The sequence below is a fragment of the Pseudomonas iridis genome (genome assembly GCF_017980685.1).
GTDB lineage: Bacteria > Pseudomonadota > Gammaproteobacteria > Pseudomonadales > Pseudomonadaceae > Aquipseudomonas > Aquipseudomonas iridis.
Window position 1 is genome coordinate 28480 of sequence record NZ_JACXXO010000022.1, and the last position, 16393, is coordinate 44872.

General features: G+C 59.7%; 13 protein-coding genes. 11 read left to right on the forward strand and 2 right to left on the reverse strand.

Features of this window, described 5'->3' with window-relative positions; all coding sequences use genetic code 11:
• Positions 1–99: 99 nt before the first annotated feature.
• Positions 100–1008: a 50S ribosomal protein L3 N(5)-glutamine methyltransferase gene (prmB, locus tag IEQ42_RS24820; RefSeq protein ID WP_210705845.1), complete on the reverse strand. Its 909-nt coding sequence runs from the start codon at positions 1006–1008 to the stop codon at positions 100–102.
• A gap of 239 nt (positions 1009–1247) precedes the next feature.
• Here prmB and IEQ42_RS24825 point away from each other — a divergent pair, with 239 nt between their 5' ends.
• From IEQ42_RS24825 to IEQ42_RS24845, 5 genes are all read left to right on the forward strand, one after another.
• Positions 1248–1838, forward strand: a complete 591-nt coding sequence (locus tag IEQ42_RS24825; protein WP_210705847.1) for a cysteine hydrolase family protein — start codon at positions 1248–1250, stop codon at positions 1836–1838.
• 131 nt (positions 1839–1969) lie between these two features.
• Positions 1970–2290: a hypothetical protein gene (locus IEQ42_RS24830; protein ID WP_042558444.1), complete on the forward strand. Its 321-nt coding sequence runs from the start codon at positions 1970–1972 to the stop codon at positions 2288–2290.
• Positions 2291–2363: 73 nt separating this feature from the next.
• A complete protein-coding gene (locus tag IEQ42_RS24835; RefSeq protein WP_210705849.1) occupies positions 2364–2921 on the forward strand; it encodes a Smr/MutS family protein in 558 nt (185 codons plus the stop codon).
• Positions 2922–2998: 77 nt separating this feature from the next.
• Positions 2999–3544 carry a GTP cyclohydrolase I FolE gene (folE, locus tag IEQ42_RS24840; protein ID WP_003204506.1) on the forward strand — a complete coding sequence of 182 codons (546 nt, stop codon included), beginning with the start codon at positions 2999–3001 and terminating at the stop codon, positions 3542–3544.
• Between the two features lie 103 nt (positions 3545–3647).
• Positions 3648–4019: a glutaredoxin family protein gene (locus IEQ42_RS24845; RefSeq protein ID WP_210705851.1), complete on the forward strand. Its 372-nt coding sequence runs from the start codon at positions 3648–3650 to the stop codon at positions 4017–4019.
• A 163-nt stretch (positions 4020–4182) separates the two neighbouring features.
• Here IEQ42_RS24845 and IEQ42_RS24850 read toward each other — a convergent pair whose 3' ends face one another.
• Complete coding sequence (locus IEQ42_RS24850) at positions 4183–5349, reverse strand: aminotransferase-like domain-containing protein (RefSeq protein WP_210705853.1); 1167 nt, start codon at positions 5347–5349, stop codon at positions 4183–4185.
• An 82-nt stretch (positions 5350–5431) separates the two neighbouring features.
• Here IEQ42_RS24850 and IEQ42_RS24855 point away from each other — a divergent pair, with 82 nt between their 5' ends.
• The 6 genes from IEQ42_RS24855 to IEQ42_RS24880 all read left to right on the forward strand — a co-directional run bounded on the left by IEQ42_RS24855 (position 5432) and on the right by IEQ42_RS24880 (position 16380).
• Complete coding sequence (locus IEQ42_RS24855; protein WP_210705854.1) at positions 5432–5878, forward strand: MarR family winged helix-turn-helix transcriptional regulator; 447 nt, start codon at positions 5432–5434, stop codon at positions 5876–5878.
• 317 nt (positions 5879–6195) lie between these two features.
• Positions 6196–7545, forward strand: coding sequence for an NCS2 family permease (locus IEQ42_RS24860; RefSeq protein WP_150595619.1), 1350 nt, complete (start codon positions 6196–6198; stop codon positions 7543–7545).
• Positions 7546–7632: 87 nt separating this feature from the next.
• Positions 7633–8265, forward strand: a complete 633-nt coding sequence (locus tag IEQ42_RS24865) for a LysE family translocator (protein ID WP_042558435.1) — start codon at positions 7633–7635, stop codon at positions 8263–8265.
• A 497-nt stretch (positions 8266–8762) separates the two neighbouring features.
• Positions 8763–10676 carry a hypothetical protein gene (locus IEQ42_RS24870; protein ID WP_210705856.1) on the forward strand — a complete coding sequence of 638 codons (1914 nt, stop codon included), beginning with the start codon at positions 8763–8765 and terminating at the stop codon, positions 10674–10676.
• A 108-nt stretch (positions 10677–10784) separates the two neighbouring features.
• A complete protein-coding gene (locus tag IEQ42_RS24875; protein WP_210705858.1) occupies positions 10785–14402 on the forward strand; it encodes a calcium-binding protein in 3618 nt (1205 codons plus the stop codon).
• A gap of 313 nt (positions 14403–14715) precedes the next feature.
• Positions 14716–16380 carry a hypothetical protein gene (locus tag IEQ42_RS24880; protein WP_210705860.1) on the forward strand — a complete coding sequence of 555 codons (1665 nt, stop codon included), beginning with the start codon at positions 14716–14718 and terminating at the stop codon, positions 16378–16380.
• Positions 16381–16393 lie beyond the last annotated feature (13 nt).

Below are 16393 nucleotides of genomic sequence, written 5' to 3' on the forward strand. Positions count from 1 at the left end.
TGCGGCCATTCGCGAGCAGGCTCGCTCCCACAGGAAAATGCATTCCAAAGGTGGGAGCGAGCCTGCTCCGGGCGGCGTTCCGACGAAGCTTTTAGCGGGTTAAACGCGGGAAGCGAACAGCGCCTGATGATCGCGACACTGCTCTGCGGTCAGCATGAACACGCCATGCCCGCCGCGCGCGAATTCCAGCCAGGCAAAATCGACTTCCGGGTACAGCGCCTCAACGTGCACCTGGCTATTGCCGACTTCAACAATCAGCAAACCCTTCTCGGTCAAATGATCCGCCGCTTCGGCGAGCATCCGTCGTACCAGGTTCAGACCGTCATCACCGCAGGCCAGGCCCAACTCCGGCTCGTGTTGATATTCGTCCGGCATGTCGGCGAAATCCTCGGCATCCACGTAAGGCGGGTTCGACACGATCAGGTCGAAACGCTGACCCGGCAACCCATCAAAGCCATCGCCCTGCACGGTGTACACGCGCTCATCGACGCCGTGACGCTCGATGTTCTGATTGGCCACCTCCAGCGCTTCGAACGACAGATCCGCCAGCACGACTTCAGCGTTCTGGAACTCGTAAGCGCAAGCGATACCGATGCAACCGGAACCGGTGCACAGGTCAAGAATTCGCGCCGGCTCATCGCCGAACCACGGCGCAAAACGGTTTTCGATCAGCTCGCCAATCGGCGAACGCGGAATCAACACACGGTCATCGACAATGAAAGACATGCCGCAGAACCACGCTTCACCCAACAGGTATGCGGTTGGAATGCGCTCTTCGATGCGGCGTTTGAGCAAGCGTTGCAGATTAACCAGTTCATCGTCTTCCAGCGCGCAGTCCAGATAGCTGTCGGCGATTTCCCACGGCAGGTGCAGAGCGCCCAGCACCAACTGGCGGGCTTCATCCCACGCGTTGTCGGTGCCATGGCCGAAAAACAGATCCTCCCCATGGAAGCGGCTGACGGCCCAACGGATATGGTCGCGCAGGGTACGAAGTCGGGAAGTGATCACGGGGCAGAACTCCAGAAAAAACGACTGGCGATTCTACCAGCCAAAACGCCTCGCGACGACGCAGGAAAAACACCGGGCCGACCGTAGGAGTGTTCTGTTTTTCTTATCAGCTATTGAACAGAACGTGTAACTTGACAAGGCTGCAGGCCAATAACGACGGTGCCTACGATGGTAGCGATTCACAGAACCGCTCAGCCAGAGGACAATGCCGCAAAAGCCCCACCCCAAGGAGCCCCAGAATGTCCGTTCCAAAAACGATGTTTCAACTCAGCGGTCGCGGTTACGCGGCGGCCACACTGAGCCATGCGACCGTGGTCATCATCGATGCCCAGAAAGAATATCTCAGTGGCCCGCTGGCCCTGAGCGGCATGGACGCGGCCGTCGCAAACATCAAACAAGTGGTCGCGGCCGCCCGTGCCGCCGGTCGGCCGATCGTGCACGTGCGTCACCTTGGCACCGTCGGTGGCCTGTTCGACCCGCAAGGCGAACGCGGCGAATTCATCCCTGGCCTCGAGCCGCAGGGTGACGAAACCATCATCGGCAAACTGCTGCCGAGCGCCTTTCACGGCACCGAATTGCTCGATCGCCTGCAAAACCTTGGCTCGCTGGACCTGATCGTTTGCGGCTTCATGAGCCATTCCAGCGTCAGTACCACCGTGCGTGCAGCGAAGAACCTGGGTTTCCGCTGCACCCTGGTTGAAGATGCCTGCGCCACCCGTGACTTGCCCTTCAAGGGCCGTGTGCTGAGCGCCGAACGCGTGCAGGAGGCGGAAATGGCGATCATGGCCGACAACTTCGCCACCCTCGCCTTGACTCAAGAACTGATCTGATCGCCGCTTGATGAGCGGCTCATGCCGCCGCTCATCCGCAAAAGCCTCTCATTTGCCGCAAATGCCATAGCCTCAGGAACAACCCGGTCAACTCCCGGTCGAAGGGCCGATACCCATTGAGGAAGGTCGGAATGAAGTTATCCGATGGATTTGACGCACGCCGCTTGCGGCCCAAAGGCCAAAGCAACTGGCGTTTTCGTTTCGGTGCAGCGTTCGCCGCCATTCTGGCGACGTTTGGCGTGCTGCTGGCGATGGCCGGTGCTGCCAGCCTGCTGGGACGCCCGCCGGCGCTCGGTGACTTGAACGCCACGCCTATGGGCTCGGCGATCATTCTGGCGGTCGGTTTGCTGTTTCTGTATTTCGGTGTCGCCCTGTGGCGTCGCTGCCGCCGCCGCGCACGGCAATCGAGGGAACTGAACATGTCCCCGCACCTGATGAAAAAACACGACTGATCGACGGCCTGGCTTTTTGCCGGGCCGTTTTGTTTCGACTTGGGTAAACTGGCCGCCCTTCGCGGAGGCTGACATGCAAGACGACGATTTTTCCCTGTTCAAAAACGAGCTGCGCGGCGTCAAGCCGATCAAGCACGATCGCGCCGACACCGGCAAACCCAAGACTGACCGCGCACAGATCGCCAAGCTGCGCCAATCGGCTACCGTGCGCACCGACCAGGCGACCGTTGACGGTCTGTCGGATCAGTTCGTGATCGATGTAGGTCCGGAAGACGAGTTGATGTGGTCCCGGGACGGGGTTCAGGAAAGTCAGATGCGCAAGCTCAAGGTCGGGCAGATCCCGTTCGAAGGCAGCCTCGACCTGCACGGCATGAACGTGGAAAAGGCCCGGGAAACGCTATGGGCGTTTCTCGCCGAGGCGACCAGATTCGAAATTCGCTGCGTGCGCGTCACCCACGGCAAGGCTGTGCGGCTGGACGGCAAGCGGCCGATGATCAAAAGCCACGTCAACACCTGGCTGCGCCAGCACGCGCAAGTGCTGGGATTCTGCTCGTGCCAGGCCAAACATGGCGGCGCCGGCGCGGTTTACGTGATGCTCAAACGCACCATGATGGAAGGCCGCGACGAATAATCGCGTTACACCGAACTTGCAGGGGCGTGTCCGCCACCGTACCCTTGCTCTTTGCGAAAATCCCCACAGGTAGTTTCATGTCCCTGGAACAGAATTACACCGCGATTCTCGGCCAATTGGGCGAGGACGTCTCCCGCGAGGGCCTGCTCGACACGCCAAAGCGTGCCGCCAAAGCCATGCAGTACCTCTGCCGCGGTTACGAACAGACGCTTGAAGAGGTCACCAACGGTGCCCTCTTCAGCTCAGACAACAGCGAAATGGTGCTGGTCAAGGACATCGAGTTGTACTCGCTGTGCGAACATCACTTGCTGCCGTTTATCGGCAAGGCTCACGTCGCGTATATCCCGAGCGGCAAAGTGCTGGGCCTGTCGAAGGTTGCGCGCATTGTCGACATGTACGCCCGTCGCCTGCAGATTCAGGAAAACCTCAGCCGCCAGATCGCCGACGCGGTTCAGCAAGTCACAGGCGCCCTGGGCGTTGCGGTGGTGATCGAGGCCAAGCACATGTGCATGATGATGCGCGGTGTCGAGAAACAGAATTCGTCGATGATCACTTCGGTGATGCTCGGTGAGTTCCGTGAAAACGCAGCGACTCGCAGCGAATTCCTCAGCCTGATCAAGTAACTCGTCACACAAAAAACCCGGCGTTGATCGCCGGTTTTTTTTCGCCCGTGAAAAATCGGGTAAGCTGCGCGCCTTTCTCTATGTGCACCGTGAGGCTTTCAACGTGTTCGTCAAAGCGCTTCGTGTCGGCCTCGGCCAACTGGTTATTTTCGTCGACTTCATCACCCGTCCGGGCAAGAAACAGCGCCCCGCCGCTGCTCAGGCGCAAGTCGATGCGGCTGCCAAAGACCTGACCCTGTACCAATTCCACGCCTGCCCGTTCTGTGTAAAAACCCGTCGCAGCTTGCGTCGTTTGAACGTGCCGGTGGCGTTGAAGGATGCGAAGAACAACGAGAAGGATCGCCAGACGCTGCTGGAACAGGGCGGCCGGATCAAAGTGCCGTGCCTGCGCATTGAAGAGAATGGGCAGACGACCTGGATGTATGAGTCCAAGGTGATTATTGATTATCTGAATAAGCGGTTTGCGGCGGTCTGATGGATTGTGGTGTTGCTGATGGCCTCATCGCTGGCAAGCCACCCACAAGTTCTGTGAACGCCACAGATCACTGTGGGAGCTGGCTTGCCAGCGATGAGGCCAGTAAAGACACCGCAAATCCCAGCCATAAATAAACCGGCCCTCGAGCCGGTTTATCTGTTTTTCAGGCCGCTTTTTCTATCTGCGCCTGGCGCACCACCGCCGCCAATCGCTTCAGCCCTTCATCCAGTCGCGCCGGATCGATGTGGCTGAAATTCAAACGCAAATGCCCATGATGATTGTCCGGCTCCGGGAAAAACGGCTCGCCCGGCATAAACGCCACGTCATTGGCCAACGCTTGGTTGAGCAACGTGCGCGTGTCCAGCGGTTGTTTCAACGTCAGCCAGAAAAACAGCCCACCCTGCGGCACATCCCAGTCGGCCAGATCGGCAAAGTGCATGTGCAGCGCCGCTTGAAAGCCATCGCGACGCTCACGGTAGAAGCTGCGCAACTCATTTAAATGCTGCTGATATTTCTCGCTGCCGATCCACTGCAACGCCTGCCACTGGCCGATGCGATTGGTGTGCAGGTCCGCTGATTGCTTGAGTTTGAGCAGATGCGGGAACAGGTCAGGGCTGGCGATCAGGTAGCCGACGCGCAAACCCGGCAGGAGCGTTTTCGACACGGTGCCGGTGTAGATCCAGCTGGAGGTCTTCAGGCGTGCGGCGATCGGCTTGGCGCTGCCGCCGTCGAACGTCAGTTCGCGGTACGGCTCGTCTTCGATCAGGGTCACGCCGAATTCGTCGAGCAAAGCGGCGACCGCTGCGCGTTTGGCTTCGCTGTAGCGCACGGCAGACGGGTTCTGGAACGTCGGGATCAGATAGATGAACGCCGGACGATGCTGTTCCAGGCGAGTGCGCAGTTGCGCAAGGTTCGGGCCGTCGGCCTCCTGCTGCACAGTCAGGCAATCAGCGCCGAACAGCTGGAAGATCTGCAATGCAGCCAGGTAAGTCGGCGCCTCCAGCAGAATCTCGGTGCCTTTGTCGATGTACAGCTTTGCCGCCAGATCCAGCGTTTGCTGAGAGCCGCTGACCACCAGCACCTGACTTGCGTCGCAGGCCAGCCCCAACGCCCTCGCCTCAGCCGCCAAGGCTTCACGCAATGCTGGCTCGCCCTCGCTCATACCGTACTGACCGAGCGACAAGGGCATGTCGGCCCATTCGACTTTCGGCAGCATCGCTTCTGCCGGCAGGCCGCCGGCGAACGACATCACTTCCGGGCGCTGGGCTGCGGCGAGGATTTCACGGATCAGAGAACTTTTAAGGCGCGAGACACGTTCGGAAAAAGCCATGGAGGTCACCGGTAGCAAGGCGTGTGAAAAATGAGTCAAACTTGTTGACTGAAACTACGACAGCTTGAGCGAGTACGTCAACATGCTTGACCTTAAAAACCCCAGCAGTCAGCAGCAGGCCATGGAAGCGTTTTTCTTCGGTTATCAGGCGTTCACCGCCAAGGCTGACGAAATGCTCGAGCGCCGAGGCTTGTCACGGGTGCATCAGCGCATTGTGTTTTTCATCGCCCGCTACCCGAATCTGAGCGTCAAGGAACTGCTGGCCTTGCTGGGCGTGAGCAAGCAGGCGCTGAACATGCCGTTGCGCCAATTGCAGGAAATGCATCTGGTGGACAGCGTCGCGTCAGAGACGGATAAGCGTAAACGCCTGCTGGCGTTGACCGCCGAAGGCGCGAAATTTGAACAGACGTTACGGCGTGAGCAGGTGAAGCTGCTGGAGCGGGTGTTTGCCGAGGCTGGGGAGGCTGCGGTGAATGGCTGGTTGGCGGTGAATCTGGCGCTGGGGGACAGTCGGGCGGTTTTTGATTGACTGTCCTGGCCTCATCGCAGGCAAGCCAGCTCCCACAGGGTTATGAGCTGACCACAAAAATCAGATCCACAAATAAACACTGTGGGCGCTGGCTCACCTGCGATGAGGCCGACAAAGTCGATATATCCCTATCGACGGACTTTTCGTAAACAAAATAAAAAACAATATTTGCTTTATTTGTACACAAAAGCATAATCCACAGCGTGCGAGTTCCTGACCGCATGGTCAACAAATTCGCGTATGCCTCAAAGGGCCGCTGCCACCCCTCATGGGTCCGGCCCTGGAAATAACAATAAAACTCTTGAGGAGTACTCGCTGTGGAAAGCCGCAAATCCGAAGCATCGACGCTGGATCTCACGCCGCCAATACGCACTGGCTTGCTTGAGCGCCTGTTTAAACTCAGCTTGCATGGCACCACGGTGAAGACCGAGCTGATTGCCGGTCTGACAACCTTCATCACCATGGCTTACATCATCTTCGTCAACCCCAACATCATGGCCGATGCCGGGATTGACCACGGTGCCGCCTTCGTCGCCACCTGTATCGCCGCTGCACTGGGCTGCCTGTTGATGGGCCTGTACGCCAACTGGCCGGTGGGTCTGGCACCGGGCATGGGCCTCAACGCGTTTTTCACTTACACCGTGGTCGGCACCATGGGCTACAACTGGGAAACCGCCCTCGGTGCGGTGTTTGTCTCGGGTGTGTTGTTCATGATTCTGACCTTCTCGCGGATTCGCGAATGGCTGCTAAACAGCATTCCGGTCAGCCTGCGCCACGCGATGGGCGCCGGTGTCGGTTTGTTTCTCGGGCTGATCGGTTTGAAAACCGCTGGCATCGTTGTCGATAGTCCGGCGACTCTGCTCAAACTGGGCTCCCTGCATGAAGCTGGCCCCCTGCTCGCCGCGGTCTGCTTCCTGATGATCGCAATTCTCAGCTACCACCGCGTTTTTGGCGCGATCCTCATCAGCATCATCACCGTCACCTTGGCCGGTTGGGGCCTGGGCCTTGTGCACTATCAAGGCATCATGTCCGCCCCGCCAAGCCTGGCACCGACCTGGATGGCGATGAATGTGGCCGGTGTCTTCAACGTCAGCATGATCAGCGTGGTCCTCGCTTTCCTCTTCGTGCACATGTTCGACACCGCCGGCACCCTGATGGGTGTTGCCCAGCGTGCCAATCTGGTGAACGCTGACGGTCGCATCGAAAACCTCTCCCGCGCCATGAAAGCCGACAGTGCTTCCAGCGTATTCGGCGCCGTGGTGGGTGTTCCGCCCGTCACCAGTTATGTGGAAAGTGCCGCTGGCGTGGCCGCTGGTGGTCGGACTGGTCTTACCGCCGTCACTGTAGGTGTGCTATTTATAGCGGCGATGTTTTTTGCACCGCTGGCCGGCATGATTCCCGCCTACGCCACCGCCGGTGCATTGATCTACGTTGCAATGCTGATGATGGGCAGCATGGCCCACATCGAGTGGGACGAAGCCACCGATGCCATTCCGGCCATCGTCACCGCGATCATGATGCCGCTGACGTTTTCGGTCGCTGACGGTATCGCGCTGGGCTTCATCACCTATGTGGCGCTGAAGGCCGGCACCGGCAAGTTCAAGGAAATCTCCGTCAGCCTGTGGGTGCTCTGCGCGATCTTCTTCGCCAAGTTCATCTTCCTGTAAGCGGCACGCGGTTCAGGCTTCAAAACGGCCTCACCCTCGCGGGTGGGGCTTTTGCACATTCGTGAATACAACAAAAAGGAGCAAATGATGAGTCTGGAAACCTGGCTGCTGTTCAGCGGCGCTGCGCTGGTGGTGATCCTTATTCCGGGGCCACTGTCGTTGCTGATGATCAGCAACAGCCTGAATTACGGTTTGCGTCGTTCCTACCCGGCGTTTCTCGGCGGCGTGTTTGCCTCGATCTGTTTGCTCAGTGCTTCTGCGCTGGGTCTGGGCGCCCTGCTGCTGGCATCGGAAAAACTTTTCAGCGCGCTGAAAATCGTCGGCGCGATCTATCTGTTCTACCTCGCTTGGCAGAGCTGGCAGCAATCGCGCCAGCCCTCGGTGGCCACCGAAGTGCCGCAAGCCGCGCCGGTTCCCAGATTCCGCGCCTTGTTCGGTCGCGCCTTCGTGCTCGGCGCCAGCAACCCGAAAGACATTCTGTTCTTTGCCGCCTTCCTCCCGCAGTTTCTCAGCGCCGAGCAAGCGTTTCTCCCGCAACTGCTGGTCATGATCGCGACCTGGACGGTGCTGGATCTGCTGTGCAAATTGGCCTACGGATTGAGTGCCCACGGTGCAGCTCGATACCTGCGCAGCGGCAAGGGGCAGAGCTGGTTCAACCGCATCAGCGCAGGATTGTTCGGCGGAGCGGGCGCGGCTTCCCTGCTTGGCAGCCATTCCTGAGAACGGCAATCGGGTGATGGGTTTGGCACTGCTGTTGATCCGTGTGCACGGATTTCAGCAGTGACAACCGTGAATAAATCAAACTGAATCAGTTTTAAAAGTTACGTAATTTCATCCCGCGCAATTCGCAACACCAGGCAACAACACTTCGATATACACCCATCAAACTCCCTCTCTAATATAGCCGCGCAACTGACCATCCACGCCAGAACAAGGAAGTTCTATATGGCCCAGCGTCTACACATCCGCACGATTAAAACCGACTCCGAAATCCCGGCAACCAACGTTTGTTCGGCCGCCGACATTTGCTCGCCCCTATTCCCCTGTCCCTAGCGCTCTCGGCCGGCCTGTATTCCAGCGTAGCCCGACCGATCGCCGCCACCAAACCGCATAACACCCGACGCACGCCCGTTGCGATGTGTCGTGGTCGCCCTGCGCGCTAAACATTACAAGCCTGTTTATCGACCAATCTTAATCATTCAACCCGAAGTGTATAAATGTTAAAGCCGACGAAAAAAACCAACACCTCAAACATCGACAATACTTCCAGCGCAAGTAAAGCGGCGAACAGTTCAAACGCCGCTGCCCGCGCTCACAATCAGGTTGCGGACTTATCTATCAATACTCCCGATGCTGATGCTGCCCGACGCGCCAGCACCGACACGTCGATTGAAACACCACACTCATCAGCGGTCATCATCACGGACATTCCGGGATCACCTACGCGAGCTGCGATCCTCACCGTGGAATCGGCGATCCACATGATCACGTGGCCGAAAGAGCGCCTCGACGAACTGGTTCCATTCAGAGGCAATTCAGGGTTGTTCACCAGTAACGAAGGCACCCTGTTTGCCGATTTGAAAGGCCTGGGCAAGACAATGGTCGAGCGCAACAGCCAAGGTGAATATCAGGTGCCCTTCCCCTTCGTGCCCGGCGTGCCAGGGCCGATTCTGGCCAGGATCGACGGTGAACCGCATTGGCGCATCGAGCGTCCTGGCTGGGTAAAAAAAGCCGCGCAGACTCCGCCTCGCGAAATGGCGCCAGCCTTTGAATTTCTATCCCCCGGACTGGCGAAACTGCTGGAGCCCGCACGGCCGCAGGATGGCCTTCGTTACGACAAAACCGGCAGGACCTACGCAGATATTGCGGACGAAGGTACGGTGCTGATCCGCAAGAACAGCGACGGTGAATATCAGGCCAGCGACTTCAACGAGCGGTTTGCCTCGGGCCCGTCGGTGGAGCGCATCCCCGGCACGGATCTTTGGCGGCGAATCCCCGAACGGCAATCGTCCCCGCAAAGCCCGCGACTGTATATCCACGAGTCGTCCGACACCGATACAGACATCGGCACCCGCCCGGCAAAACGTCCCCGGCTGGAGGAGAGTGCCGAACCATCCGGACCGGCTGAAGTCTTGTACACCGCACCGCGAGTGTCCCGAGAGGCCGTTGAAAGTCCTTATTACTGGATGCAGTGGGGACATTACGACGGCCCGCCTCCAGGCCCGTCCACAAAGCTGGGCGGATTTGACTACGCGATCGTGCCACCAGGCTCGGCTGCCGATCGCTTGCCCCGAATGATTTTTTTGCAAAATCCCGAATCTCCAATCAGCCGCTTCGACGAATTCGAGCGGGTGATGCGAGAGACGCCGCCCCTCCAGCCTGTGGCCATCTATCGCTATAGCAACGATCCAATGGAAGTGCGACCGGCGCAGAAGCTCTTCCACAAACCCTTGTCGCAATCGGTCGCCGAGCGCTTCACCGATTTCTCCGAGGGGACGGCACAAACTGTCGCCAGAACCCTGTTCGAGCGCGCTGACAATTCCGCGCAAATCACTGCCACCGGGCTGCACCATATCTATGAGGTACTGACGCAGTGGAACTGGCGAGCCACCTCCGGCGTGCCGCCACTCGGCGATCCCATGCTCATGTTGCGAGAGGCCCCGCGTGTCGCACAGCACGGGCGAACCTTGCTACCGCTGACCGCCGCACCGGACGCGCCACTGCATAACCTGACCTTTGATCCGCAACGTTTCCCCGAAGACTGGAGTTACTACCTCAGGACCCTTTCGAACCAGGCCTTGAAGCAGTTGACCGGTGGCCTGCTGGTGCGTGCCGGTTATGACGTCTTCCCGCTGACGCCTCATCATCAACGGCCCACGCTGGTGTTCCGCGGTCCAGCCAGCGATGACGTGTTCATTCTGAAACTGGGGGTGGTCGAGGGTAATGCCATTGCCCTTCATACCCAGGCCGGCACCGAACTGCTGGACCCGGTTCTGCCCGCCAGCATTGGCCAGCCAGCGTATGCCGCAGTACAGGCGGCCCATGCGAAGAAGCAGTTGATCTGGCTGCTGGGCGGCGTGCTCAACGTCAGGTCGAAGCCCGACTCCGTGTTCATTATCCGAGAGCGCTGAAATCCGTGAACGGCGCCAGCCTGGCAGCGTGCCCCTGCGCTGCAAGGCTGTGCGCCCGTTCTGCCGCTTTTTCACCGACCGATCAACAGCCAGCAAAAATGAACAAGGATGCTCAAATTGCCCAGCACTCAGTCTTCCACGAATATCCATCTGGATGACGCCGTCGTCGTCACCGACATCGGCCTGCGCGCCAATCAGAAAACGCCCTCGACACTCGACATCAGCGCCGCCGAGGGCACGCCTGCGCACGCCACGCGCAACAGCAAAGCCTCGCAGCTGCGCATCGTCGACGAGCTCTTCGGCCCGTTACACATCGGCCCTTATTCCGTCACCCGGACATCCCTCGACGCTCTAGGCGCCACCCTGCTCGGAGAACAGCTGAACGGAAAAAACACTTTTTTCCGAGAGCCGAAACAATCCTTCTTGAACCATCTGCAGCTAGACCCGATAGCCATCGAAGCGCAGATGAAATTGACCACAGGCGCAGACGATTATTTGCTGCCTTCGCTGCTGTTCGAACTGGCGAGCATGCGCCCCCTGACTGCCCCGGCGATGCTCAGGGGAACCGATCCGTCGCTCGCCGATCCGCGCAAATACCGCCATGCGCTGGGCAAGCTGTTGAACGCTGCGCAACGACTCGATATCGGCGACACGCAACTGCCCGGACAAGCGCCCGGCCGCCTGCCCGGTTGGGTCAATCGCGCGAAAAGTGCGGGCATGGCCAGCATGGGCATGGGGCTGCAGTCATTTGGCGTCTACAGCGGCCTGCGCGGCCTGCATGACGCCATCCGCAACAAGAATGAATACGAGACGATATTCAACGGTGCCAGCGTCGCCGGTGAGCTGGCTTCAATGGTGGTTGAAGTGTCCGTGGCAAAAAAAGCAACGCTGATGATTCAGGCCAGTCGCAGTGCCTGCAAAGGCTTCGCCCACACGCGAATCGGCGTACGGCTCGGACGCTCGGCCGGATTGCTCGCCAGCGTCCTGACCCTGCCCTTCGACATCATCGCCGCCGTCGACGCTTTTGATGCAGCGTCCAAGGCCACGGGCAAGCAAGCTGTTGACCACTACGTCGAGGCCGGCCTGAGCGTCACCAGCGCCGCCATGACCGTGCTGCTGGGCAGCGCGGCGTTGGCAGGGTTCTCCGCGGCAGGCCCGGTGGGTTTTCTGGCCGGGCTGTTTCTGGTGGCCGGTGCCCGCGTGTGGGCCGGAGTGCGCGCCGTGGATGACATTGATGACTACATCGAACTGACCACCCATGAGCGACTGCGCACCGGCTGGTTTGCCTTCTGGGGCGTCGACCCCGACACCGCGGTGCAGAATCGTTATGACCTCGCCAAGGCAACGGCTGAGCACGCGAGGTTGCTGCAAACCACCGCGCGACGACTGCTCGACGGAACGCTCAAAGAACAGATTGAAGCCGTGGTCGATGGCGGCTTTGTCGCGGAATCGAACCCGGTGCAAATCCGCTTCTACAACTGGTCGCGGGAAACCATGGAAGACGCCACGGTCAGCCGTGTGCAAATTCAGGACACCGATGACACGCTGGACGCCCGTGGCGGGGTGAATGAGCAAACCCCGGGGGCGTCACTCGGCACTGCCGGCGAGCACAAGGGCGTGTTGTGGTTTATCGGCGGCGGTGACGACGACATCCGCGGCGTCGAACACAAACCCAACGTGTTTCATTACAGGAACGGCACCAAGAAGCTGACCGGGGGCAACAGCGGCGATCAGTTCGTGTTCAAAGACGCGGCCAATCAACTCAAGAACGCCTCGGCGCAGGGTCGGCTATCGGCACTCGACGGTGGCGAGGGCAACGACACATTGTCATTGGCCGATGCCATTGCCGAACCAGGCGCAGGCAGGCTGGGCTACCACGTAGACCTCAAGGCAGGGCTGATGTCGGTGATCAGCCTGGACGATTCCACCCATCAGCGAAAACTCGAGCCGCACACGTCCCTGACCAGCATCGAGAATGTGACAACCCTTGCCGGCGCCAGCAATGAAGTCATCGCCACGCAAGCAGCCAACATTATCCAGGCGTGGGGAGAGGACGATATCCACGCCGCCGAGGGCGATGACCGCATCGATGTGTTCGGCGCTCATGCCACAGTGCACGGAGGAGCCGGCAGCGATACCTACAGCATTGCTCACGTGGCCGGTCATGTGTCGATCATCGAGGATGGCGCGCAAGACAGCATCATCGGTCTGGACTGGCGCAAGGAACTGATTGTCAGCTGGACGCTGGAAGGTGCGCACCTGGTCATCACCTCGCGGTTCGATCTGGATGACGACCTGAGTCGAATTGTCAGGATCAAGGATGTCTACCAACAGCGCGGCGCGCAACGCGTGCTGCAAAATGCGAAATTGCTGTTCATCACCCGCGATGGTTTCCACCTGGTACCGGACCTGCCCGCCACACTCGACACCCCAGGGCCGATCACTCTGCAGGTGACGATCATCCGACCGGGCAGCACAGCCGGCCCGGTGATTGTCTACGAAGATGAACAGACGGATCCGCGGAAAAAACTTGAGCGTTACTACATTCCCCGAGGCGAACGCCTCACCACGCTGCGCATTACCGAGCACTCACCGAAAGCCCTGAGCATGGTCTACCTGGATTACGCCAGCCAGGAAATCTCCAGCATCGAGGCGTACTACAACGCCACGATCAAACGCGAGCTGGCGTTCGACCGCATCATGTATACCGAGTGCGGCCTGTCCCTGCGCTTCGGTCAACATGAATTGCTCATCAAAAACCTCGCCAGTTCTCACAGTGTCGGCACTATCGCCATCGGTGAGCGCTTGACTCGACCGGCCCTGGCGGTGAACCAGCCGATCATTCTGGTCATGAACGACGGCGTGTCGTGGCGGCTCGAACAACCGCCCGTGGCCGACGATTTTTTCGCCAACGAAACGTTTCGCAACAGCTCCTCCAGCGCCTGGAAAAGCAGCGTCGCGCTTCCCCTCAAGCCATGCGCCGGCCCCTACCCTTTTTATCGGCCTGCAGACAATCCCGGGCATCAGCTGCGCGCCAGCAACGCCTGCATCGGGTTGAAAAGCCTGCAAAGGCAACGCGCAATCGAGCATCTCGTCGGCGAGGGATCCACCTACCTCGTGCACCTGACGCGCAATATAACGTTGCGTATCTCGACCCCCGGTGCACTGGCCGACGCACCGGCGCAGTTGCCTTATTCATCGGTATGGGAGCTCGACGCGACGCAACTGGGCGCAGTCGAGATCAGCCTCGCCGACCATTTGCTGCGCATCGGCGAAGTCATTGTTCATCTGCCGCAATACAGCCAGCCCGACGACCTGATTGACCAGGTGCACGTCATCACCCGCGGGGGGATCGTGCACAGCGTCTACATCGAGTTCGACACGATCTCCGTCAAGCACATTGATGCGCGCTACTTCGATCCCGAATTCGACTACGCCAACGCGTTAGCAGCGACCCCTGCGCGAGCGCGACACTTGGCGGTGCAAAACGCCGTGGTCCGGGAAAACGCCTTGGCCCAGCCGATTTTTGATCCGCGCGACCGCAGTTGGGCAACGTCAGACGAGCCGCTGCACAAGCTCGCGTTCACCCAACTGCAGGTCTTGAACCGTTGCGACCACCAGCTTGAGGTTTGCCAGGATTTACTGCAGTTCGCCCTTCAGGCCGACCCGCCGGTGACCGCCGAGCAACTGATGGCGCTGAAGCAACATTGCCTCGCGCTGCTCTGAGACTCAGCCAGTGCGTTGAAATGGCGCGCGGTTTGTCCAGCGGCGCAGCGCACTGCGTCGCGCATGACACCGTAAACCGACCGCCTCGCCATCCGATGGCACCACCCTTTTATTCAGGAAGATATCTATGGCCAAGCCGCCCAGGAAAACCAGCGTAACCACGACGCCGCCCGCCTCTCCAGCCCCTAGGCCCGTTGCGGGTGTGGAAGTACCCCCCGCTTCGATCACAACCTCTCACGTCGTGGGCGCCGCTCATGCCCACAGTTCGACATCCTCCGCAACACCGACTTCCCCCTCTTCAGGCGGAGCGAACGTGCAATCGGCGGTGGTCATTACGGCTATTACGGACCCGTCGCGCGCCCGAACGCTGGGTGCCATCAGCGCCACAAACTGGCCGAAGGACAAAATCCATGAACTGCGACCCGTGTCGATCGACAGTGGCCTGTTCGAAGGTTTTGACGGACAGATTTACGCGTTCGTCGGCGACCGCGATTACATGTGGGTCGAGCGCCGCGCAGATGGCGAATATCGAAGTCCTTTGGTGACGCGGCCGGGTGCAGAATTGAGCTTCAGAAAACTCGAAGGTGAAGCCCGCTGGCATGCCGATTGGCTGCCTTTGCAGCCTGTACCCGACCCAGATGTGACGCGCAACGACGCTCGGCCCAAGCCTCTCGGGTTCATACCGCCATTTCTGGCGGCCACCCTGACCTCCCGCGAACACTCGGCGCAGGGCTTGCGTTACGACGCCGCCCACCGGCCCTATGTCGATACGCTCGAGGGCACCATCATGATTCATCGTCATCCGGATGGAAGTTATCAACAGAAATCCGCTGACCGCTTCATCCCGACGGGCCCGATGGTGGAGCAAATGGCGGGGCAGAAAATCTGGCGGTTCATTCAGAACGCCGAAGAGGGCCAGGCATCGAATCAACATTCGGCCAGTACTGATGGCGCCAGCGTTGACGCCATTGCTCAACCGGGCACGCGCGCCCACGGGGCAGAACGGCCACAGCCGCTGGCGAATGAACAATGGATAAACTGGGGCAAGGAAATAAAACCGGAAACCGGTGAATCCATTGCCATCAACGGCCGCCACTACCCTATCGTGCCGGCAGGCAACCAGACGAACGACGCCACACGCGTGTACTTTCTCAGCCATCCGGATTTTTCGCCGAGCCATTTCGAGACGTTCGAGCGCATGCTGCGCGAGGCGCCGGCCCTTCAACCCGTGCCGATCTGGCGCAGCACTGATACGCCATTGAAGGTACGCGTCGGCGAGAAATCGTTCACCCAGCCCCTGACGCAATCGGTCAGGGACATGTTCAGCGAGTTTTCCGATATCACTGCCCGAGCCGTCGCCAGAATGTTGTTCGAGCGTGCCGACAACTCGCGCACGATCACCTCCGCCGGTCTGTTGAAGCTGCAGTGGATAACCGATCAATGGCGGCGCAAGCCACTGGGCGCAGTTTCTTCGTTCGCCGACCCGGTGGACATGCTGCCAGTGGCGCCACAGGCGCAAATTGGTGGCCGAACCACCGTCCTGCTGCCGCCCGAGGTGGACGGCCCGCTGCAACGCCTGACATTCGACCCGCAGCGTTTCCACGAGGAGTGGACCAAATACCGCAGCAATTCGACGTTTGCCAGTCTCAGGTTACTGGTCAGCGGGGTGCTCAGACGCTGCGGCTACGAAGTGGCGCCCTTCACCCGCTTTCAGGATTGGTCGTCGCTGGTTTTCCAGGGCAGCAACCGGGACAAGGTCTATTTCATGAAGGTGGGACAAGTCACCGGCAACGCTTTTGCGCTGGGCCATTCCCCGGAGACGGAATTCGCCGATCCGCAGCTGCGGGCAAGGATTGGCAACCCCGCCTATACCGCCCTCATGCAAGCCAGGACGGAGGGCAAAATCGTCTGGCTGCAGGGCGGTGTCCTCAGTGACGGACTGGGCCGCTACTGTGTGTTCATCATCAGAGAAGCGTGACGTCAGCCCTGAC

What these genes read in the sequence shown, in the direction of transcription:
- IEQ42_RS24825 (WP_210705847.1), top strand. Translation starts at nt 1,248, where the DNA reads ATGTCCGTTCCAAAAACGATGTTTCAACTCAGCGGTCGCGGTTACGCG.
- IEQ42_RS24875 (WP_210705858.1), top strand. Translation starts at nt 10,785, where the DNA reads ATGCTCAAATTGCCCAGCACTCAGTCTTCCACGAATATCCATCTGGAT.
- IEQ42_RS24830 (WP_042558444.1), top strand. Translation starts at nt 1,970, where the DNA reads ATGAAGTTATCCGATGGATTTGACGCACGCCGCTTGCGGCCCAAAGGC.
- IEQ42_RS24855 (WP_210705854.1), top strand. Translation starts at nt 5,432, where the DNA reads ATGCTTGACCTTAAAAACCCCAGCAGTCAGCAGCAGGCCATGGAAGCG.
- folE (WP_003204506.1), top strand. Translation starts at nt 2,999, where the DNA reads ATGTCCCTGGAACAGAATTACACCGCGATTCTCGGCCAATTGGGCGAG.
- IEQ42_RS24850 (WP_210705853.1), bottom strand. Translation starts at nt 5,349, where the DNA reads ATGGCTTTTTCCGAACGTGTCTCGCGCCTTAAAAGTTCTCTGATCCGT.
- IEQ42_RS24835 (WP_210705849.1), top strand. Translation starts at nt 2,364, where the DNA reads ATGCAAGACGACGATTTTTCCCTGTTCAAAAACGAGCTGCGCGGCGTC.
- IEQ42_RS24865 (WP_042558435.1), top strand. Translation starts at nt 7,633, where the DNA reads ATGAGTCTGGAAACCTGGCTGCTGTTCAGCGGCGCTGCGCTGGTGGTG.
- IEQ42_RS24870 (WP_210705856.1), top strand. Translation starts at nt 8,763, where the DNA reads ATGTTAAAGCCGACGAAAAAAACCAACACCTCAAACATCGACAATACT.